Source organism: Natrialba hulunbeirensis JCM 10989 (assembly GCF_000337575.1).
GTDB lineage: Archaea > Halobacteriota > Halobacteria > Halobacteriales > Natrialbaceae > Natrialba > Natrialba hulunbeirensis.
The window spans coordinates 63898-82803 of sequence record NZ_AOIM01000015.1 but is presented as its reverse complement, the minus strand read 5'-3'; the positions used below and the strand labels follow the sequence as shown (position 1 = coordinate 82803).

The 18906-nt window shown below is 61.6% G+C and carries 20 protein-coding genes and 1 pseudogene; 10 read left to right on the top strand and 11 right to left on the bottom strand.

Annotation, left to right across the window (positions count from 1 at the left end):
* Entirely contained in the window at nucleotides 1-1533 is a 1533-nt protein-coding gene (locus tag C483_RS06350; RefSeq protein ID WP_006652534.1) for a DUF5305 family protein, read from the top strand.
* Nucleotides 1534-1627: 94 nt separating this feature from the next.
* Here the strand turns inward: C483_RS06350 and solA are convergent, their stop codons facing one another.
* The 3 genes from solA to C483_RS06335 all read right to left on the bottom strand — a co-directional run bounded on the left by solA (nucleotide 1628) and on the right by C483_RS06335 (nucleotide 3848).
* Nucleotides 1628-2758, bottom strand: coding sequence for an N-methyl-L-tryptophan oxidase (solA, locus tag C483_RS06345; protein WP_006652533.1), 1131 nt, complete (start codon nucleotides 2756-2758; stop codon nucleotides 1628-1630).
* Between the two features lie 121 nt (nucleotides 2759-2879).
* Nucleotides 2880-3305 carry a hypothetical protein gene (locus C483_RS06340; RefSeq protein WP_006652532.1) on the bottom strand — a complete coding sequence of 142 codons (426 nt, stop codon included), beginning with the start codon at nucleotides 3303-3305 and terminating at the stop codon, nucleotides 2880-2882.
* 51 nt (nucleotides 3306-3356) lie between these two features.
* Nucleotides 3357-3848, bottom strand: coding sequence for a DUF5807 family protein (locus tag C483_RS06335; protein ID WP_006652531.1), 492 nt, complete (start codon nucleotides 3846-3848; stop codon nucleotides 3357-3359).
* Between the two features lie 540 nt (nucleotides 3849-4388).
* On the opposite strand from C483_RS06335, the gene C483_RS06330 reads away from it, so the two are divergent.
* Nucleotides 4389-4952: a PadR family transcriptional regulator gene (locus tag C483_RS06330; RefSeq protein ID WP_006652530.1), complete on the top strand. Its 564-nt coding sequence runs from the start codon at nucleotides 4389-4391 to the stop codon at nucleotides 4950-4952.
* Nucleotides 4953-5074: 122 nt separating this feature from the next.
* On the opposite strand, the gene C483_RS06325 is transcribed toward C483_RS06330, so the two are convergent.
* Both C483_RS06325 and C483_RS06320 read right to left on the bottom strand, forming a co-directional pair.
* Complete coding sequence (locus C483_RS06325) at nucleotides 5075-5509, bottom strand: DUF7112 family protein (RefSeq protein ID WP_006652529.1); 435 nt, start codon at nucleotides 5507-5509, stop codon at nucleotides 5075-5077.
* Between the two features lie 25 nt (nucleotides 5510-5534).
* Nucleotides 5535-5939, bottom strand: coding sequence for a 30S ribosomal protein S6e (locus C483_RS06320; RefSeq protein WP_006652528.1), 405 nt, complete (start codon nucleotides 5937-5939; stop codon nucleotides 5535-5537).
* Nucleotides 5940-6091: 152 nt separating this feature from the next.
* Between C483_RS06320 and C483_RS06315 the strand changes: the two genes are divergently transcribed.
* From C483_RS06315 to C483_RS06295, 5 genes are all read left to right on the top strand, one after another.
* Nucleotides 6092-6370 carry a hypothetical protein gene (locus tag C483_RS06315; RefSeq protein WP_006652527.1) on the top strand — a complete coding sequence of 93 codons (279 nt, stop codon included), beginning with the start codon at nucleotides 6092-6094 and terminating at the stop codon, nucleotides 6368-6370.
* 52 nt (nucleotides 6371-6422) lie between these two features.
* Nucleotides 6423-7307 (top strand): TetR/AcrR family transcriptional regulator, encoded by an 885-nt coding sequence (locus C483_RS06310; protein ID WP_006652526.1) that lies wholly within the window; start codon nucleotides 6423-6425, stop codon nucleotides 7305-7307.
* Nucleotides 7308-7340: 33 nt separating this feature from the next.
* Nucleotides 7341-8750, top strand: a complete 1410-nt coding sequence (locus C483_RS06305) for a hypothetical protein (protein WP_006652525.1) — start codon at nucleotides 7341-7343, stop codon at nucleotides 8748-8750.
* Nucleotides 8751-8889: 139 nt separating this feature from the next.
* Entirely contained in the window at nucleotides 8890-9177 is a 288-nt protein-coding gene (locus C483_RS06300; protein ID WP_049912468.1) for a hypothetical protein, read from the top strand.
* 52 nt (nucleotides 9178-9229) lie between these two features.
* The gene (locus C483_RS06295; RefSeq protein ID WP_006652523.1) at nucleotides 9230-10528 is read left to right on the top strand and encodes an MBL fold metallo-hydrolase; all 1299 of its coding nucleotides are present in this window, start codon (nucleotides 9230-9232) and stop codon (nucleotides 10526-10528) included.
* A gap of 35 nt (nucleotides 10529-10563) precedes the next feature.
* On the opposite strand, the gene C483_RS06290 is transcribed toward C483_RS06295, so the two are convergent.
* The gene (locus C483_RS06290; protein WP_006652522.1) at nucleotides 10564-11931 is read right to left on the bottom strand and encodes a restriction endonuclease; all 1368 of its coding nucleotides are present in this window, start codon (nucleotides 11929-11931) and stop codon (nucleotides 10564-10566) included.
* A gap of 134 nt (nucleotides 11932-12065) precedes the next feature.
* Between C483_RS06290 and C483_RS06285 the strand changes: the two genes are divergently transcribed.
* On the top strand, nucleotides 12066-12770 hold the full coding sequence (locus tag C483_RS06285) for a hypothetical protein (protein WP_006652521.1): 705 nt from the start codon (nucleotides 12066-12068) through the stop codon (nucleotides 12768-12770).
* A gap of 50 nt (nucleotides 12771-12820) precedes the next feature.
* On the opposite strand, the gene C483_RS06280 is transcribed toward C483_RS06285, so the two are convergent.
* Both C483_RS06280 and C483_RS06275 read right to left on the bottom strand, forming a co-directional pair.
* Nucleotides 12821-14074: a DHH family phosphoesterase gene (locus C483_RS06280; protein WP_006652520.1), complete on the bottom strand. Its 1254-nt coding sequence runs from the start codon at nucleotides 14072-14074 to the stop codon at nucleotides 12821-12823.
* A 305-nt stretch (nucleotides 14075-14379) separates the two neighbouring features.
* Nucleotides 14380-15045 carry a hypothetical protein gene (locus C483_RS06275; RefSeq protein WP_006652519.1) on the bottom strand — a complete coding sequence of 222 codons (666 nt, stop codon included), beginning with the start codon at nucleotides 15043-15045 and terminating at the stop codon, nucleotides 14380-14382.
* A 300-nt stretch (nucleotides 15046-15345) separates the two neighbouring features.
* Here C483_RS06275 and C483_RS19710 point away from each other — a divergent pair, with 300 nt between their 5' ends.
* Both C483_RS19710 and C483_RS06265 read left to right on the top strand, forming a co-directional pair.
* Nucleotides 15346-16269 carry a hypothetical protein gene (locus tag C483_RS19710; RefSeq protein WP_152419842.1) on the top strand — a complete coding sequence of 308 codons (924 nt, stop codon included), beginning with the start codon at nucleotides 15346-15348 and terminating at the stop codon, nucleotides 16267-16269.
* A 234-nt stretch (nucleotides 16270-16503) separates the two neighbouring features.
* The gene (locus C483_RS06265; RefSeq protein WP_006652517.1) at nucleotides 16504-16956 is read left to right on the top strand and encodes a hypothetical protein; all 453 of its coding nucleotides are present in this window, start codon (nucleotides 16504-16506) and stop codon (nucleotides 16954-16956) included.
* Between the two features lie 67 nt (nucleotides 16957-17023).
* Here C483_RS06265 and C483_RS19405 read toward each other — a convergent pair.
* The 3 genes and pseudogenes from C483_RS19405 to C483_RS06255 all read right to left on the bottom strand — a co-directional run.
* Nucleotides 17024-17394, bottom strand: a pseudogene (locus C483_RS19405) (transposase); the annotation flags it as partial.
* Between the two features lie 341 nt (nucleotides 17395-17735).
* Nucleotides 17736-18197, bottom strand: coding sequence for a universal stress protein (locus tag C483_RS06260; RefSeq protein WP_006652516.1), 462 nt, complete (start codon nucleotides 18195-18197; stop codon nucleotides 17736-17738).
* 108 nt (nucleotides 18198-18305) lie between these two features.
* The gene (locus C483_RS06255; RefSeq protein WP_006652515.1) at nucleotides 18306-18863 is read right to left on the bottom strand and encodes an Lrp/AsnC family transcriptional regulator; all 558 of its coding nucleotides are present in this window, start codon (nucleotides 18861-18863) and stop codon (nucleotides 18306-18308) included.
* Nucleotides 18864-18906: the final 43 nt, after the last annotated feature.

Below are 18906 nucleotides of genomic sequence, written 5' to 3'. Positions count from 1 at the left end.
ATGCACACATCGGATGAGTCGACGTCTGGGGGAGTATCGAGGGATGAACACGACCGTGATGGCGTCCGTCGGGGTGACGGGGACGGCGACGGTGACGGTGACAACGACAGACAGAACACGGCCAAGCCTGGCGACGAAGCTCATCGCAGACTCCGACTTCGAGCCCTGCTCTGGGAGTACCGGGTTGTGCTGTCTCTCCTTGCCGTCGCGTTGCTCGGCGTGGGGATCTGGCTGAGCTACGGCGCGTACGCCGCACCCGGCACCGAGACCGACCAGCAGGTCGTCACCGATTGGACGGCAACCGGCGATGTCAGCCACGCAGCAGTCGTCACGGAACCGACGACGGTCCACGACGAAGGCGCGGAACTCACCGACGAGCCCCTGTACTACACCGCCGTAACGCCGACTGCGACGGGGACAGTTACCGCAGGCTACGACCTCGCGCCGGAAACGACCGCAGAAGACGTCACTGTGACGGTAACCGTCGATCTGGTCTATCAGGAGACCACTGGCGAGAGTCAACATAGCGGCGAAACCAGTACGACTGGTGATAGCACCGTCTACTGGACCGAACGCGAGCACCTCACGACCGTCTCTGAATCGGAGGTCAGTTCGACCGATGATATCACCGCCTCGTTCGACCTGAACGTCACCGACGCCCACGCGACACTCGAGTCCATCCGCGACGAGGTCGGTGCAACGCCCGGTGAAGCCGAACTCGTCCTCGCGTTCGAACGCGAAATCGAGGGGACGTTCGACGGCACCTCCCAGGTCGTCGTCGACCACTATCAGGTCCCGATTTCCGTGGCAGCCGACGGATCGACCTACCAGTTCGAGACCGACACCGCGGGGGATGCCTACACCGAGCGCCACGACGAACACGAAACTGCCACCGTGCCGGCTGACCCGGGTCCGTCCCAGGCTCTCGGCGGCCCGCTGCTGGTCGTGCTCGGACTCGCAGGTCTTGGGGGGACCGCCCTTGCCTCGCGTCGGTTCCCAGAACTGACGCCCGCCGATCGGGCTCGACTCGAGTACCTGGATGCGCGCGCGGAGTTCGATCCGATGACGACGCGGGTGGTGCTACCCGAACCGGCGGTCGCGGAGCCGACGGCATCGGTCGAGACGCTGGCAGCGCTGGCTGAGCTGGCGATCGATCTCGAGTCGCCACTGGTGTTCGACGAGCGAACGGAGCGGTACCTGGTTCGAGGTGTGGATGTGGTGTACGTATTCGAGCCGCCGAGTACTGGGGTGCTGGCTGTGGACAGTGAGGGAGAGCGAGGGCGGGGGCGGACGCAGGACCGGGAACAGGAACCGAAACAGGACCAGGCGTACCAGGAACGAGAGCAAGCGCAGATGCAAGACGAGAGTGAAAGCGAGTGCGAAGGTAGCGACGACAGCGAGGACGAAGACACACTCGAGTGGGTCGGTGAAACGAACGGACGTGACACGGTGGCGTCGGAATCAGAATCGGATGCTGAAACGGACACCGAGCCGACCGCTCAGGACGCCAACCCGTCGTCGACGACGCAGTAGGCTCGTCGAAATCGAGAGCTGCGGCAGGTTGGAAACTGGAACCAACTCGAGTACCGCCACGCTACTCAGAACCGATCCAGCGAGGCCACGCCACTCAGAACCGGTCCAGCGAGAACATCTCGATCTCGTGTTCGGTTTCGCCCTCGAGTGCCAGGTCGGCCATAATCTCGCCGACCACGCTGGCGAACTTGAAGCCGTGACCCGAGAAGCCGGCGGCGACGGAGACCTGGGGACAGTCGGGCAGCGTGTCGATCACGAAGTGGTCGTCGGGTGTATTCGTGAACAGACAGGTCTCGAGGCGCATCGTCGGGCCTGCACCGTCGGGGAAGTACTGGTCGGCGAACTCACGCAGCAGGCGTTCGTCGGCCTGTGTCGGCTCGCGCTCGAACGCCTCGGGGTCGACGGTCTCCTCGCGGTGGTTGTACCGGCCGAACTTGAACCCTGGGACGCCGTGAACTGGGAAGCCGTAGTACCGTCCCTCGGGGACCTGCAGGTTCCAGACGGGGAACGCGTCGGGCTCGAAGCGGGCAGGCTTGTCGGGCTGGAGCCAGGCGAGGACCTGTCGTTCGGGGACCGCAATGGCTTCCAGTTCGTCGACGAACTTCGCCGCCCACGCACCCGCGGTGATGACGAGCCTGTCGGCCTCGTAGACGCCGTAGTCGGTTTCGACGCGCACGCCGTCATCGTCCGTCGGCTGCCACTCGACGACCCGTTCGCGGGCCCGAACCGTCGCCCCGTTGTGGTGTGCCCGATTGACGTGTGCGACGATACACTCCTCGGGAACCAGAAAGCCACCCTCGGGCTGGTAGAGTGCCTCGTACCCCGCTGGAAGCTGGTAGCCTGGATACCGCTCTGTGAGTTCGCTACTCGAGAGCACCTCGTGGTCGAGGTCGTGTTCCGCACAGGAGCGTTTCGATCCTTCGACGAGTGAACTGTCCTGCGGGCCGGCGTCGATCGACCCGGTGCGGTGCAGTAGCTGCTGGCTGTGGGTGGACTCGAGTGCCGTCCAGAGCTCGTCGGCGCGCTGGAGGAGCGGGACGTAGGCAGGGTGTTCGTAGTACGCGAGTCGGAAGATGCGCGTGATGCCGTGGGAGGAGCCGTAGCCGTGCGGGATGTCGTAGCGCTCGAGGCCGAGGACGTCGACGCCGCGGTCGGCGAGGTGAGAGACGGCTGCACTTCCCATGCCGCCGACGCCGAGGACAATGACGTCGTACCGTTCGGTCATAGCCGATGATACGACCGGGGTGTCGAAAATTCTTCCTCACCCTCGCAGTTGTCGGGAGCGGTCGAACGCGGGGTGAACGTGAAGTGAAGAGGACGGGGAGGGGCAGGTCAGGAATCCAGAGTCAAGAATCGTCAGCCGCCCGCTCACGAATCCGGCGCTGTTGGCGCCGCTCGCGAACGTGGCCGACACCGTCAGCCAGATCGTCTCGTACCGCCGTCTCGAAGTCGTCGATCTCCGTGATGAACTCCGCAGAGAACTCCTCGACGAGTTCGTAGGTCCACTGATCGCTGATCGCCCCCGCCGGGAGATGCTGGTCGCGAATCGTATCCGCCCACTCCTCGTGGCCGGCCTCGCGCAGTTCGTCTTCGGCGTCGCTTATGCGATCCATTGCATGGCCCAGTTGATGATGGAACTCGAGTAGCGTGCCGTAGGCTCGGTGAACGTGTTCGATCCCGAGTTGGAGATCGTGCAGGGCGTCGCGTTCTGCGTCCGAGAGGTCAAGCGCTGCGTCGGGCGGATGCTTTCCGTCGTCGGAGTTGGGTGGCATAGCGGATGCATGGCAGACAGTTCAAAGACGTTTCTGCGCGCAGATGCCCAGTTAGGAGTCGATCGGCTGGACGTTCCAGCGGTCGGAGAAGGCGGTTCCACATGAACACTGCGCGTACGCGTGGACGACATCGCCCTCGGCGTAGATGCCGCCGACGTCTTCGTTCTGCTCCTCGGCGAAGGCGAAGACGTACTGAATCGTGTGGTCGGTCTGGTTCTGGGTGTGAGTCTGGCCGTCTGCCTCGCCATCGTCGTCACTGGGTGTTTCACTGGCAGGGCGTTCCGGACATCGGCCACCGGCGAGGTCGCTGTCGATGAGTCCTTCGAGTCCCATCGCGGACTGAGCGAACTCCATCGCCTGGCTGCCGGTCGCCGCCTCGAAGGCGTTTCGACCACGTTCGCCGTCGACGATGATCAGGACGCCACCCTCGACTGACTCGCCGAAGGACTCGAGACGCTCGTCTGAAACGTACGATTCTGCGAGAAACAACGCGACGTCGTCGGGCCGGTCGCCGGCCAGGAACTCCTCGCGTGAGGTACTCATGGCCGGCGGTTGGCGCTCGACGTGGAAAAGGCCGCTGTTCGTCGGATGACACCACGGTTGTGGACGGACAGCTGCCGCGTCGTATCGGTTTCCATATACGAGAGTACGTCGTGGCTGTGTGGCTGCTGAATCGCCACTACCGAAACATACGTGATGGATGGACTAGAGTTGCCCTCGCCTGTCGTCCGCGCCCGAGATATTTGCGGCCACAATACTCGAGTTTTCAGCGACAATCGGCCACAATGCTTATCAGTGTATTCTATTTCCGTTCTATGGTGGACATATGAACACTTTAAACAGCACATGTTGGATGGGAGTCGAGATATTGGTTCCGGATCGACAAAAGATCGATCTCTGCTGAACGAACTGTTATTATGTCACTTCATGACTGTTGATTTATCTACGTTCTGTATGGTTGACACCCTGCCGTTTATACATTGGTAAGTCCAGACGTTCACTCGATGTGAGTAGTGTGGTCTGCCACCCGGCCGTCCACGGCCGAGATCAGGCGGATACCACACTGGGATGTGGTGATCGTGAATGCGAGATACGTCACAGAAAACTGATACACTCTTCGAGGCGCTCTCGAAAACGGCTACGACCGAACTGTCTAGCGAACAACCGGTGGACACTGACAGGACTGAGAACGCCGACAGGGCTGGCGCCGCCTCGGGGGAGCGCGGCCAAAACCCGGGGTTCGAACGGCAAACCGAGGACACTGATAGTGCCGACTCTGAACTCGACGAACTCCTGGCACAGGCACTGGCCGAACTGCCCGTTCCCGAGGTCGAATTCAGCGATGAGCTCGTCAAACACAACCTCGACGAAATCCTGCTCGTCCTGATCGCGCTCCACGACGGCTCGCACGGCGACGAGCTCCTGACGGATCTGTCACAGCACTTCGGGACGGATCTGAGCCCGGGAACGGTGTACCCGGCGCTCCACGCACTCGAGGAGAGCGGCTATCTCTCGATGCACACCAAAGTCCGAACCAAGGAGTACTCGACGGCAGACGAACCCGCCGTTCAAACGACGCTCGAACAGACGATGCTCGAGCATCTCGCGTTCGGGCTCTTGCTCGCGGTGTTTCTCTCGCGGTACTGAGACGGATGGCCGTCATTTGAGTCCGGCGAACGCCGCTCCGCTGGACTACTCACCGGAAAACCGCTACACAGATCCGTTCGAGCTGGCCGGGTGAGTGTTCCGGTGTGTTCCGTGGGCCGGCGTTATTCTTCGAGATCCTTCGCAATCGAGGACAGGCTATCGCTTGGCGGTTCGTGGGCGTCGTAGTAGACGGTCGATCCCGGTTCGCGGAGTCCGTAGAGGAAGCCGGGTTCGACGATGTCGACCAGAACTGACCCGTCGTTCGCAATGGCGTGGTCGTCGACCCACGCTTCGAGGCGATCCGTCCCGCCGCTTGGATCGCGCGCGAGGTCAGGTGTTTCGTAGACGCCGGGAATCGTCAGTTCGTCACCGACGAGTGCGCGCTCGACCTGTGCGAAGCACTCGTCACCGTCGAGGACGACTCGAACGATGTCGTCGGTCGTGAACGCCTCGCGGTCGTCGGCCGGGATTGCAAGCTGTACACCAGTCGCTGTCTCCGAACACGTGGAACGAACCGTCTGCACTGACGGATGATCGCTCGCGATTCTATCTGCCATAAAGAACTGAACTCGCGCTATTGGATTACTCGTCGTCTCCGTCCTCGCCCTCGCCGAGGAGGTCGTCGACGTCGGTGCTGCCGCGATCGACGATCGAGGCGTTGACCTGTGCGACAGCGTCGGAGACTTCGCGTCCACGGACGGTGATGCGGCGGCGTTCACCGTCACGCTCGGGTCTGTAGCCGGTCTGGCGGCCTTCCATCAGGACTTCGGTCAGGTTCGCACCTGCAACCTCGCCGTTGAGCGGGCGGCCGGCGTCGTCGGAGCCACCCGTGATCTCGAGCGTGTAGCCGTCGAGGCCGACGGCGCTGCCGTCGACTTCCTCGCCGATCTCCTTGCCGAGGAATCGGTTTGCGTCCTGTTCCGCCGCTTCGAGCTGGTAGGACGACCCGGATTCGGGGTCGCCAACGACAACAGTGAAACTTACCATGCACGGGAAAAAACGGTCGCCGCTCAAAAACACATCGAAACACGGGCCGCTCTGGGATGGGTCTGGACCCGACTGTTCCGGTGAACGGTGGCGATCGATGGTCGTTCTGCCAACCGGGATACCGTTAGGATCCTCGCGCCCGAAGTACCGATATGGGACTCGATCGGGATCGATTCGACGATCTGCTGGCCACGGAATACTCCGGCGGCGTCGGCGAACGTCGGGTCGTCGTCCGGCAGGCGGTCGATCTCGCTGATTCGGGCCAGTACGAACGGGACACTGCCGTAACACTCACCGCTGCAGTCGTCGTCGACGAATTGGCTGACGCGCCGGACGGTTCGGTCGCTGACCGGTGGAACTGGTGGATCGGCTCGCTCGAACTCGCGTTTGGTGGATACGCCCGATTTGGGGTTCGAGCGTACAGGACGTGACAGCTACGGCGAACGAAACGACTTTTATGGGCTCCTGACCAAAGAGTCAGTAGTGACCGACTCCGACGTTCGCGAGGAAATCATGCGTGCCACCTACGAGGCGCTGTGCGAGCATGGGTACAGTGAGCTCACGGCACAGTCTATTGCCGACCGAACGGACAAGAGCAAGTCGCTCCTGTTCTATCACTACGACTCGAAAGAGGAGCTCGTTGCCGAGTTCGTCGAGTATCTGGTCGACTGGTTCGACGAGCGCGCAGTCGAGACGGCATCGCTTTCGCCGGTCGACCGGCTTGCAACCATCGTCGATTGGTTCCTCTATGGCTCGTCCGACGACCACGACGAGCGCCAGTCGTTCCACACGGCGATGCTCGAACTCCGAACGCAGGCACCCTACCACGAACCGTACCGTAAAAACCTGCGAAAGAGTGACGACTTCCTTCGAGACCTCTTCGAAGAGATCCTGCAAGACGGCATCGAAGCGGGCCAGTTCATCGACCACGACACCGAGGAGATGGCGACGTTGTTGATGGCAACCCTCGACGGTGCCCGGATTCGACAGCTTACACTCGACCGCGACAGTTACGTCGATCAGGTCCGGTCTGCTGCCGTCGATCGCATCTTCGATGATATTCTGGCAGACGATGTCGAATTCCCGGACCGCAACGGACAGAACGCCTCTCCCGAACAGAGCCGTCGCGGACACTCGAACGGAGACCCTGGGACCGCCAGCAGCAGTGACACCGCTGCCGACGCTGGCGATACCAGGGGTTCCGGCAGCAGCGACAACAGCAACAGCACGAACAACGGTACTACTTCCGACAGCACCGCCGACACCGACACCAACGCCGACACCAACGCCGACACCGACGCCAACGCCGACACCGACGCCAACGCCGACACCGACGCCAACGCCGACACCGACGGCAACACCACATAACCACACCAAACACGGTAGCGTTTCAGTCCAGCTATGAGCGAATACACCTCCACTAACGAACCGACGACGATGGCCGCCGAGTCCTTCGCTGGCCGCTCCCCACCGATGCAGACGATCGTACGCGATGCAGTTCTGCCACAGGCACAGTCACTTCCAGTCTCGCTCTGTCGAGCCGCCGCCGAACTCACTCGAGTACACCGTGAGAGCGGGACCGGTTCTGGAGCACATTCGGGCTCGGACTCAGGCTCGGACCCGAACTCGAGCACCGAGGATACGACCTCATCTCGCTCACCCGACCTCGAGAGGATTCTGACACCGGTCGAAACCGCAGTCTCCTACTTCGAGGCCTATGTCCGGCTCCGTCTCGATCTGCTCGTAACTGACCGCTATCCCAACACGAATCCGCGGGCGCGTGACGCCGCCATCCTCGCCAGTGACTTCCTCCACGCAGGCGCGTACGCCGCTGTTGCTGAGGCACCGCTCTCAGATCGGCGGGCACTCGAGTTGTACCGGCTGCTGACGGGTGCATCGACGCGGCTCTCACACCAGCTCCTTGCTGTTTCGCAGGGTCAGACGGTTGGCCGTGCTTGCACGGAGGGTGAGTCGGGGACAGAGTCGGGTTCGATTCGATCGACGGCTGCGACTATTGCTTCGGCGGCCAGTATCGGTGACGACGGTGTCAGCCGACCGAATCCACTCGTCACGCTCTCCGAGACGGCAGCCGAACTCGGTGCTGTCGCTGCGGGTGCGTCCGATGCGACGAGAGCTGAACTGCGGTCCTACAGCGGTTCGTTGACGGCTGGGCTTGTGGCGGCTGCTGTTGGTGTTGCCGGCGCTGGCGCTGGCGCTGGCACTGGCACTGGTGCTGGCGCTGACGCTGGCGTTCGTACCGATGCTGATGATGGCGCTGGCACTGCCACTATCGCTGCTGGTGGCACTGACGCTGACAGTCCCGATGGTGACGCCGATCACGGTACCGAATCGGCCGGTGACGCGACCGCTGACGAGCCATCACCTGTCGCAGACGCTGTCGCTGTACTCTCTTCAGGCTGGACGGCATCCCGAGAGCAGGAGCAGACACTGTCGCCGAGCGATGGGAGCCTCACACTCTCGTTTACGGACCCCGATGCGACTGTCCCAGCGGACGTGTACCGACACTACCGGTTGCCATCGCTGTCTGTCGACCACGGTGAGGGGGAGCCTGACAAGACTCACGACCGTGAGCCTGATCGAAGACACTCACACGAACAGCGCCGCGACGACGCACTCGACGCTGCGCGTGCTGCACTTGCGGCGCTCGACGATGGTACGGGCGATGCCCACTCCGAGCGGGATTCGGTTCGTACTGCACTCGAGCAGGCGACACGCGTCCCGGTCGGCAATGGGGGGTCAGCCCCGATCCCATCCGGTGCGCCCGGAACAGACCACACAGACGATGACTGATACTGAGTCCGAGAACGAGCCCACGCCACCGTCGGTCTCCGAGGCAGAGCCAGGAGCAGACTCCCACGCAAAATCAGCGTCTGACTCCGGACCCGAAACAGCCCTTTCGCGCCCGCGATGGCCTGCCTACCCACTCTCTGTGTTCGTTGCCGGACTCGGTCACTGGTATCTGGGGCAGTGGAAACGCGGTGCGAGCTGGTTTGGCCTCTACGTGCTTGCACTCGCGTTCCTGAGCGCGCGCACGCTCTCTGGTGCGTTCGATCTCAGCGAACCGTTCGTCATCACGGCACTGCAGTTCGACGCCGTGAACTACGCCGACGTTGCGGTTCCACTGGCAGTCCTCATCATTTGTCTCCTCGACATCTACCTGCTCGGTCTTGCAGCCCGTTCCGAACCATCGAACGGCGTCAACGGCGTACCGAAGTAGCCCCACCAGCGAATCGACAGAGGAAAACCCCGCCAGTCCCGACCACGAGCCGATGGAACTCGAGTTCGTCGGCGGCGCGCGAGAGATCGGACGAAGCGCGCTGGTCGTCGACGACACGCTCTTGCTGGATTTCGGGATGGACTCGGGGAACCCGCCCGCGTTTCCGGTCGGCGACGTCGACCCCGAGGCGGTCGTCGTCAGCCACGGTCACCTCGACCACGTCGGCTCGATTCCCGCGCTGCTCGCTGGCGATGCCCGCCCGCCAGTCCACTGGACGCCGCCGACGTACGACCTCACGATGCTCCTGGCGAGAGATACCCTCAAACTCCATGGCGGGACCTACGACTGCCCGTTTACGGAGGCCGAACTCGCTCGGCTCACGCAGGTCTCTGAAACCCACGGCTACCGCGAAACGTTCGAGGCGGCGGGCTACGAGGTCACCTTCTACGACGCCGGGCACGTTCCTGGCAGCGCCCACGTCCTGATCGACGACGGCGAGACGCGCCTGCTCTACACCGGCGACTTCCACACCGAGGACCAGCAACTCCTCTCGGGAACGACGGCCCGTCCCGACGCCGACATCGTCGTCTGCGAGAGCACCTACTCGGATACGAGTCGCCGCCCACGAAGTGAGATTGAAGCCGAATTCGTCGAGAGCGTCCAAACCACGCTCTGGGAGGGTGGCACCGTCGTCGTCCCAGCGTTCGCTATCGGGCGCACTCAGGAAATCATGTGCATCTGCGAACAGCACGATCTCGAGTGCTACGTCGACGGGCTGGGAACTCGCGTCGCGGAGCGGTTCCTGCAGTCGGAGAATCGAGACTTCTTGCGCGATCCTGAACTGGTCCGGCGTGCGAAGGGCAATGCCCGATTCGTCGACGGTCGCGACGGGCAGCGCAAGAGCGGAGCTCTTGCTGGCCACGCGAGACGGGGGCCGTCTCGCGGACAACGCAAGCGGATCGCCGAACAAAACACCGTCATAATCACCACCAGCGGGATGCTCCACGGCGGGCCGGCGATGACGTACATTCCAGCGATTCGCTCGCACCCGGTGAACAAAATCGCGATGACGGGCTATCAGGTCGAGGGCACACCCGGCCGCGACCTGCTCGACACCGGCAGCGCCGAACTCGACGGCCGAATGATGCCCGTCAGCGCGCAGGTCGAGCAGTACGATTTCTCTGCACACGCAGACCGCGAGGGACTGCGCTCGTTCCTCGAGTCGTATCGCGACAGCACGGTTCTCGTGAACCACGGCGACCGGTGTGTCGCCTTCGCAGACGAGTTGCGAGCAGACGGATTCGACGCGAGCGCGCCGGCACTCGGTGAGCCGTGGTCGACGGACGCCTGAGCACGGACAGCGACCCCACCGTCGAGGTCAGAACACTAGAATACGCCAGCCGAACTCGCAACGACGAACAGCGTGAACAGCAGCGCGAGGACGCTCCCGACGGCGAGTGGGACGTTCTCCATCGCCTTCTCGTGCAGCGCCATCTCCTCGTACTCCGCGCGAAACGCCTCCCGGTTCTCCTCGTCGTAGAAGTACTTCGTCTTCAACGCGAACCGTTCGGTAACTGCACAGCCGGTACAGACCGGCTCGTCCTCGAGTCGCTCCGTCTTCGTGTGCGCCTCACAGTTGATGCTCCCGCAGTTGTCGCAGTAGGTGTACGAGCCGTCAGCGCCGCCGGTCTCGCAGTGGACACACTCGCGGAACTCGTTTCGAACCACTGCCCGCGACGAGCCCGCTGCATCGTACACGTAGCGGTACTCGTACTCCCCGAGTGCGAGTCGCGAGCGAACGCGCGGCAGGTAGACCGGGTCGATCGAGCGTACCGACACGTCAGACTGGTTCGGCGTACACGTCTTCTCGTAGTCGACGTTGTTGTCGCCCGTGTAGTGAACCGTCGTCGTATGGACCTGCCGAAGCCGGTCGATCGCCCACTCTTTGTACGCCGTTTCGGTCCGACCGAAGCGCGTGTACTCGAGTCCATCGAACGTGCACTCGAGTTCAGTCTCCCGCTCCTTGAGGGAAACCCGCGGTGCAGTTCGGTCGGTGACCAGGTCCCGCCGGTCGCCGCGTGCGACGCGCGGTTCGTCGCCGCCGGCGTGGAGCACCAGCTCCGTCGTCTCGTTTAGGCTGTGGATGACGCCAACGGAGGTTTCGAAGGTCGCGCTCGTTTTGGCACTCACGGTGACCATCGGCTCGAACGCGACGCTCGTCTCGGGTGTCGGAATCGTTTCGGGGTCGATGTTTCTGACGTCTCGGAGCGTCTCGAAGACAGGTGCGTCGCGGCCGGCCGTTGGGTGAGTTGGCGCGAGCGCCTCCTCACAGAGAATCTCGATGCGCCCGTTGTAGAGGTCCATCCCGATTTCATCGCCGATCTCGCGGAGGTCGGTGCCGTCGACGAGTTCGACGCCGCCGTCGGTGGTGGTTCCGAGTTCGTCGGCGTACTCTCTGGCCGGCCCGGTGAACCGACCGGTCGTTGCCACCATCCCGCGCTTTGGACCATCGTAGTCGTACGTCGCCACCGCGGAGTGGAGTTTCTGGACGACGGGGCGGCTGACCGTGTCTGTGTGTTTACACTCCACGACGACCGCGCGCCGCCGGCCGTCGGCGACTTCCTCCATCAGAATATCGCGTCCCTCGTCGGCCGTGCGCGCCGACTGGCGGACGTTCTCGTAGCCAAGGTGGCGAAAGACGTCCACCATCAGGTCCTCGAACTCGTAGCCCGAGAGCTCGTCCAGTAGTGCCATCCGAATATCGGCACTTGTTGTGGCGCTACCGACAGTCTTTCGGTCGTGACGGTCACGCAGGGGGTTGTGTCACTGTCGTAATCGCCCGACAGCAAGGACCACGCTTTTCAGCCCTGCTGCGGTAGCACCGTCCAATGAGTTCCTTCGAGACACCACAGGAGACAGAGCGCGGCTTCGGCCTCTCGAGTCGGGAGGCGCGCGTCATCGGCGGTGCGAGCATACTGATGGGGATCAACGTCGTCCTGATGTACGCCTTCGCACAGATTCCACAGCTCGCGGAGATCAACAATTACCTGTTCGGGGTTGCACCGATTCTCGGCGTGATCGTCTACGGCGCGGCGATCATGGGTGGCGAACTCGTCGCCGAACGCGGCGTCAAAGGCGGCGATATGGGAATCGCGTTCGTCGGGATGCTCATTCTGCAACTCGCGTTCGGGATTTTCGGAGCCGGCGTCCTCTCGCAGGCGCCACAGGTATTGCAGGTCGAAATTTTGGGTCTGACGGCGGTCGTCGTCGCCGTGATGACCGCGCTGATCTCCGGCTACGTCTACGCACGGAGTACGACGTTCGAACACTGGGGGCGGTTCGCGAACTTCTCGTTCATCGGCGGCGTCCTCGTGATCCTCGTCGGCTCGTTCGTCCTGCCAGTGCTGTTGCTCGTCGGCTTCGTGCTGATCTTCCTCGGCTTTCTGCTTCGTCTCGGCTACGAGATCTGGCAGGTCAGAGATAACAGAGACGCCTCGGCAGCGTTGCAGACGATCGGCGTCTATATCGCCGTGGCCGGTGTCTTCGTCCACGTGCTCCAGCTGGTGTTGCGGTACGTGCTCTCCCAGGAGTAGTCTTTTAGCGGTTCTCACGCAGTTGCGCGACAGATCGAACGAAACCCGTCTCAGGCGTCGCTGCTTGCGTCGGTATCGCTTTCTTCGGCTTCAGCTTCCTCGGCTGCGGATTCCACTACGTCGCGGAACGCATCGAGAATTACCTGCTTCGTCACCGCACCGCGGGAAGTCCAGTGATTCGCGTAGTCGAGCATGTCGTTGTAGATATCGGGCTTACAGCCCGCCGCCTTCGGATGCCCGCCGCCGTTTACCTTCCCCGCGACCTCGTGACAGCGGTCGAACTCGTCCGTGCCGCGAATCGACGCCGAGCCAGCGGGCTTGACGATCACCGAGGCATCGGCACCGTCCTCGCGCATCGCCTCTGCCACCTCGTTCTGCGAACACCGACCGTAGGTGATCCCCACCGTGTAGTCGCCGATCTCGCGGAACTCCGCGCGACCGATCGCCTGATCGATCAACTGCTCCTTCTCGATCCGGCGCTCGGCGATGAACTCCTCGGCCCACTCGGGCAGATCGACGCCGTACTCGCGAACGACCTCGACGTACTCCGCGGGGTCCGTCCAGTAGGCGTAATCCGCTAAATCGTCGCTACGCGGATCCTCGCGCAGCCAGAGGTCGTGATCCCGGGTGACCGCAGCCAACTCCTCGTACATCGAATCGAACTCGTACTCGAGTGACCGGTAGACAACATCGGCGCTGCACTCTTCGTCGGAGTCGCCGACGACGAGTTCAGCACCGGCATCGCGAACCGCATCAGCGACGTCGTCGCCCCACTGGTGGTGGTCGTACCAGGCGACGCTGTCGGCGGTGTCGAGTGCGGCGTCGAGTTCGTCCTCGACGTACTCGTAGCGGTCGGGACAGAGGTCACAGACGAAGAGGTCGATGCCGTCGTCGCCGAACTCGGCGACGCGGGCGAGGGCGTCCTCGACGTTGTGCGGGCTGGCGGGGACGAGCGCGACGGAGTGGGGTGTTGGCTCGGGTTCCTCGAGTGGGTCGTCGCCGTTGTTGCCGGCGGCGATTGCTTCGGTTTCTTCGGTTCCCTCGGCGTCCTCGATGTCCGTGTCGTCGTCCGGCTCCGGCACCGCCTGCACGTCGTCGTACGCCTCGCGAATCAGTGCGACGCAGGCGAGACCGTCCGCGTCGGGGTCGGCGATGACTGCGACATCCGCGCCCTCGAGTGCTGCCTGCGTCTGTTCGTCTTCGAAGTCCTCCTCGAGTTCGTCCGGGAGAAAGAAGCCGGTGCCCGGGAGGACAGACTTGCGAGCGATTGGGAGCTCGCCGCTGTCGATGAGTTCGTCGAACATACCGGTACTGGGTGAGCGGGCGGGAAGTAACCGCCGGTCTTGGGTGGCTATGGTTGGTAATGGGATTTCTTCTTTCAGAGTTATTGGCGAAACCCGCGGCAAGTACAGGTGAAGCAGTTACCGGTATTCTTGGGATTTGTTAATTATTAAATTATGAACTTCGTGTCTAAGCGCCGTAAAGTGCTTACTTCCTACGCAAACTTGCACCTGCTGAAGCACCTACCGGGGTGTTGTCATTCTATCTTTTGCCAAAATCGGTATCTTGAGAAATTTTTGTCTCCGGTAGATCCGTACGATCGACCGTTTCAGTAACAGTCTGACCAGCACCTCGGATCGTGGCACCGAATTCCACAGAAACAGCGATACTCATAGACGGGAGTACAACTCGACTGACAGCAATCATTGACACACGTTTTACGACACTCACAGCACCGATCATCGTCCGGACACGAGTCACAGAAGTTCGGCCAGTCCTGGGTTGAGACTGTTTCATCGTCGAGACCGTAATCGTCGATGAGCACCTCAAGAGCGCCATCAGGAGCTCCTCTCTCGCGGCGGTAGATAGCTATTGTGTCGTCGCGTACGCGCGTAACCGTGGCGTAAGCTGTGCGGTCGGATTCAGGATAGATGACAACGTTGACCGCGCCGTCGTCGATTTCTTTGATCACGTTCAGTTGTACGACCGGGCCGTCTCGCGTGTCGACGGTGCCGACGAGCTCTCCGTCGACCGCTCCGGCGGGGGCCGGCGATACGTCGCCGTCGAGCAACTCGTCTCCGGCGTGTTCGAGCACACCCTCCTCAACGAGCAGTTGCAGGAACTTCCGTTCCGACTCGAGCGCCTCGGCGAAGCGTTCGGCGTCACGGTACCGTCCGACGGCAGCCGCGTCGTTGCCGGTACCTGTCTGGTCCCGGTCGGACTCCGCTACGACAGCGGCCGTACTCGTTCCGAGAACAGCTGTAGAGGTCGTCATCGTTTTGAGTACAGTCCTGCGGCTGAGCGTACGCCCAGTCGGTTCACTACTTCCACTTTGTTCATCCATAATTTGTATATTAACTTATTGCAGTTATAACCTTCGAATCACTAATATAAATTAGTCGTTGGTATGCAACTACTTCTCAGCGTTCGTCTCGCTCCCGTTTCGGGTTACGGCCTCGTGGATGAAGTGGACTAGAGTGGGGGTAGCGCCACTGTTCTATATTTCTCGATCACTCGAATTAGTGCAACCCAATATTAGGAAATTATTTATATTATGTATTTGTAAATAGGGTTGATGGATAAAAAATCCAAGAATCGGTGTCCGGACCGAATCCGTAGCACGTCCCGTCGATCGTTCATCGGTGGGCTGACAGCAGTAGTGTCACTCGCCGGTGTAGGTACCATCGGTAGCGCTAGAGCGGACGACACTGTCGACCGCGAGGATATCCGAGTCACGGGACAGCAGATTATTCGTCGTACGATCGAACCCGACGAAGTAATTTACGAAATCACGAAACAGAGCCCCGAACTCAACAGGCGGTACGGGATCGGTGCGATCCACCAGACGGAAGTCAAGGAACGCACTCACCCAGAAGAAGACGAGCTTCCGGAACGGCAGTCGACGAAAGTAGAGCGAAAACCGTGGGATTCGTACGTGGGAAAGACCGAGGAGTGGATTCCGGTTCAGGACGCGGAGACGACCGGTTCAGACGTGAGTACACAGGCGACCGTTTCGTACCCGGACGGAGTTCCGAAGTACTACTTTCGAAACACTGACGAAGGGCTGTGGGAACAGAGCGGTCCGATCAACCTGATCTCGTTCGGTGACGCGGACGACCTCGACAGTCACATCAGAGACGAGTGTAAGTCGGGGCGAAATCCCGCCTGGACGACGACCGTAGCCGACGCGGCCCGTTATCTACTGGTCGACGGCGACTTCACCCAGCACGAAGCATCCGTCGCCTCGGGACCGTTGGGATTCGCGGGGAGGTGGCACGGCCGCCTCTGGAACTACGACAACGGACGGGTCCTCGTCGCCGCACACGAAGATAGCGCGGTGGTCCACGGCGACGGGTTAGGTCACGTCGCACAGTCGTATCTTGATGCGGAACACCGGTTTATGGAGGACGTTCCTGGCGTTGCGGATCACTACGAAGCCACTGTCGACGTCGGGCTGGATCACAACAACCGGGTCAGCCATATCTTCGACGACTACTGAGCTGCGCTCGGACGGTCGCAACGAACGTGCGCCTTCGGCTACGACGTGCCGTTCCGTGCGTACTCACCGATTAATCCGACAGACAGCGTCGGGTGATCGACCTCCTCGATTGACTCGAGTACGTGACCATCTAGCCGTGAGGACGTTCTAGTGTCCGACAACATCCCCTTCTTTTTACAGCTACGCAATATAATAACACAAAGATCATATTCATTCATACCAACCCGTGTACAAATGACACACGAACAAGACGACAGGCCGGATCTGTACACCTTCGGCGAAGCCTTCCTCTTCGGTGCGATAGCTCCCGGGTTGTCGTTGTTCGCGCTGACGGCTGCTCCGCTTCGGGGTTTCGGCGACCTGCTGGTGGCGGTCTGGCTCGTCGCGCTGGCGCTTGCCACCGCGGGACTGGGCCTGTCGCGGGCAATCACTACGGCCTCACTGCTCGGTGGAGGATTACTGGGATTGGCAACCGGCTGGATCGTCGGCTCGTCGCTGTTCGGACTCGATTTCGTCGTCCTGATTCTCGCGTTCATCGGGGCGATTCCCATCGTCGTCGGAACCTGGATCGCATACGAACTTCGCCAACACGGTGCCGCAAACCACGCATCCGTTGGCCGCTGGCGTCTAGTGTTTGTGGTTCTGTTCCTCGCCGTTGTAGGTCTGGTACTGCTCGCTGTTCGCTGAGATAGGTGAAATCGACGAATTTGTTACCTCTCGTTGGCTGTGGTGAATCTCCATACGGCGATTGATTTCATTGTCTGATGGCATGCTTGATGTTGTAGACAACACACATCAGGACAATTTCACGGAACTCCCGATGCTTGATCAGCGATGTCACGCCCTCTTCCCTCTATTTTTCACGTAAGTGCTTCTAGTCGTAGCCTTTGTCCGCAGCGAGGCTGTGCAACTCGCCCGCGTTATGGCGGGCGAGTTGCCAGCCGATCTGCGTATCGTGACGTTTCTCGGTCGTGCAGTGAACGTCGAGGATAGCCTATGACGCTGTATCGACGAGTGCGGTTGTTTTGAGCGTCTGGACGCGATAATCCGTCCGACGGCAGTAGTGTTTGCTGACGTTTTCGCGGTCGAAAACGTCGCGTCCATCGCAGCGTGACCTAATGGTTCGCCTCCCGCTTCAACTCTCTAGTTCTACCGGTCGAAGTCTACGCAGTCATGCGATTCACCAGAGTCGTTTTGTTCAGAGTGAGTCGTGAAACTCGCGGTCAGTACAGGCGGAGAAGTGTGCACTCACCGCGAGCGAACGGAGTGAGCGAGCGGGCCAAGGAATCCCTCGAAGCCGCGCCATCGGCGCGGCTGAGGGGGTGACACAGTGCTTTTTATCGACGTTTTTCCGAGCGACCGAGCGAAGCGAGGGAGCGCAGAGCAAAAGGTTGGAACGTACAGTGATCGGCTACCTGATTCACTTCTAGATAATTTCAGATACCAATATATGTTACTAACCGCTGTTAGGCCACGGCAGCCGCATCGTCTCCGCTCTCAGCTATCGACTCGAGTTGGCGCACAGTCAGCACCGGCACGGGCGAGGTGCGGACGATACGCTCGGCGACACTGCCGAGCAGCAGGCGGTTCTCGCCGTGGCGGCCGCGGGTACCGGTCGCGACGAGGTCGGCGTCGACCTCGCGAGCGTACTCACAGATTTCGGCCGCGGGACGCCCCTCGCGCGCCGCAGTCGTAATCTCGTTGTCTGTCCGATCCTCGACGGTGGCGAGCGCGGCGTCGGCGGTCGTCTCGAGTGCGGTGCGCAGTTCCTCGCGGAGCTGTTGGGGTGAGGCGTCGACCTCGCTGGCGTCGACGACCGAGAGGGCGTGGACCTCGGCGTCGAATCGGTCGGCCAGGTCGAGTGCGACGTCGATGGCGCGGGTGACGCTGTCGGAGCCGTCCGTGGCGACGACGACCGTGTCGAACATGGGCGACGATTGGGTGGCCGTCGCTATAAACCCTCACGGCGGATGGCCGTCGATGGGAGTCAGTTGGCCGTCTCTGTGTTCGTGTTCGTGTTTGTGCCCGTCTCCGTCTCAGTCCTCGTCCACGTCCTGACCCTCGACCGCAACCTCAGCATCCGTCAACGCGTGAACGAGCGTCTCGTACTCGAAATCGTTGACCGGCAACGGCTCGTCCTTGAGCGTCGTGATGACGAACTTCGAACTCGTGCGCCGAATCTCGTCGATCGACTCGTAGTCCGCAACCAGCGATTCGACCATCTGCCGGTTCGGCACGTGTGCGATAACGACGAAATCGGTCTCGCCCATCGTGAAGTGCACCTGATTGACGCCCTCAATCGCGGTGAGCTTCTCGCCCACCGTCTGGTGATACCCCTCGTCGAACTCCGCCCAAACCTCCGAGATGAGGGTAATCGATAGCCCCAGTTTCTCGAGGTTCATGTCGTAGCGGTCGTTCTCGAGTACCCCCGCGTCCTGTAGCTGATCCAGGCGGTAGTGGACCGTGGATTTGGGGATGCCGGTCTCCTGATGGATCTTGTCGGGGCTGGTGACGCCCTTCGCGGCGACCGCTTTGAGAATTTGAATGTCCTTTTCGTCGAGGTCGGCTGTGTCGCGTCCCATGTCGTCGCTCATTGTGATCACTCGCCGTGCACGTCCGTACTCGAGTCAGACCAGC

What these genes read in the sequence shown, in the direction of transcription:
- C483_RS06350 (WP_006652534.1), top strand. Translation starts at nt 1, where the DNA reads ATGCACACATCGGATGAGTCGACGTCTGGGGGAGTATCGAGGGATGAA.
- solA (WP_006652533.1), bottom strand. Translation starts at nt 2,758, where the DNA reads ATGACCGAACGGTACGACGTCATTGTCCTCGGCGTCGGCGGCATGGGA.
- C483_RS06340 (WP_006652532.1), bottom strand. Translation starts at nt 3,305, where the DNA reads ATGCCACCCAACTCCGACGACGGAAAGCATCCGCCCGACGCAGCGCTT.
- C483_RS06335 (WP_006652531.1), bottom strand. Translation starts at nt 3,848, where the DNA reads ATGAGTACCTCACGCGAGGAGTTCCTGGCCGGCGACCGGCCCGACGAC.
- C483_RS06330 (WP_006652530.1), top strand. Translation starts at nt 4,389, where the DNA reads ATGCGAGATACGTCACAGAAAACTGATACACTCTTCGAGGCGCTCTCG.
- C483_RS06325 (WP_006652529.1), bottom strand. Translation starts at nt 5,509, where the DNA reads ATGGCAGATAGAATCGCGAGCGATCATCCGTCAGTGCAGACGGTTCGT.
- C483_RS06320 (WP_006652528.1), bottom strand. Translation starts at nt 5,939, where the DNA reads ATGGTAAGTTTCACTGTTGTCGTTGGCGACCCCGAATCCGGGTCGTCC.
- C483_RS06315 (WP_006652527.1), top strand. Translation starts at nt 6,092, where the DNA reads ATGGGACTCGATCGGGATCGATTCGACGATCTGCTGGCCACGGAATAC.
- C483_RS06305 (WP_006652525.1), top strand. Translation starts at nt 7,341, where the DNA reads ATGAGCGAATACACCTCCACTAACGAACCGACGACGATGGCCGCCGAG.
- C483_RS06295 (WP_006652523.1), top strand. Translation starts at nt 9,230, where the DNA reads ATGGAACTCGAGTTCGTCGGCGGCGCGCGAGAGATCGGACGAAGCGCG.
- C483_RS06290 (WP_006652522.1), bottom strand. Translation starts at nt 11,931, where the DNA reads ATGGCACTACTGGACGAGCTCTCGGGCTACGAGTTCGAGGACCTGATG.
- C483_RS06285 (WP_006652521.1), top strand. Translation starts at nt 12,066, where the DNA reads ATGAGTTCCTTCGAGACACCACAGGAGACAGAGCGCGGCTTCGGCCTC.
- C483_RS06280 (WP_006652520.1), bottom strand. Translation starts at nt 14,074, where the DNA reads ATGTTCGACGAACTCATCGACAGCGGCGAGCTCCCAATCGCTCGCAAG.
- C483_RS06275 (WP_006652519.1), bottom strand. Translation starts at nt 15,045, where the DNA reads ATGACGACCTCTACAGCTGTTCTCGGAACGAGTACGGCCGCTGTCGTA.
- C483_RS19710 (WP_152419842.1), top strand. Translation starts at nt 15,346, where the DNA reads ATGGATAAAAAATCCAAGAATCGGTGTCCGGACCGAATCCGTAGCACG.
- C483_RS06265 (WP_006652517.1), top strand. Translation starts at nt 16,504, where the DNA reads ATGACACACGAACAAGACGACAGGCCGGATCTGTACACCTTCGGCGAA.
- C483_RS06260 (WP_006652516.1), bottom strand. Translation starts at nt 18,197, where the DNA reads ATGTTCGACACGGTCGTCGTCGCCACGGACGGCTCCGACAGCGTCACC.
- C483_RS06255 (WP_006652515.1), bottom strand. Translation starts at nt 18,863, where the DNA reads ATGAGCGACGACATGGGACGCGACACAGCCGACCTCGACGAAAAGGAC.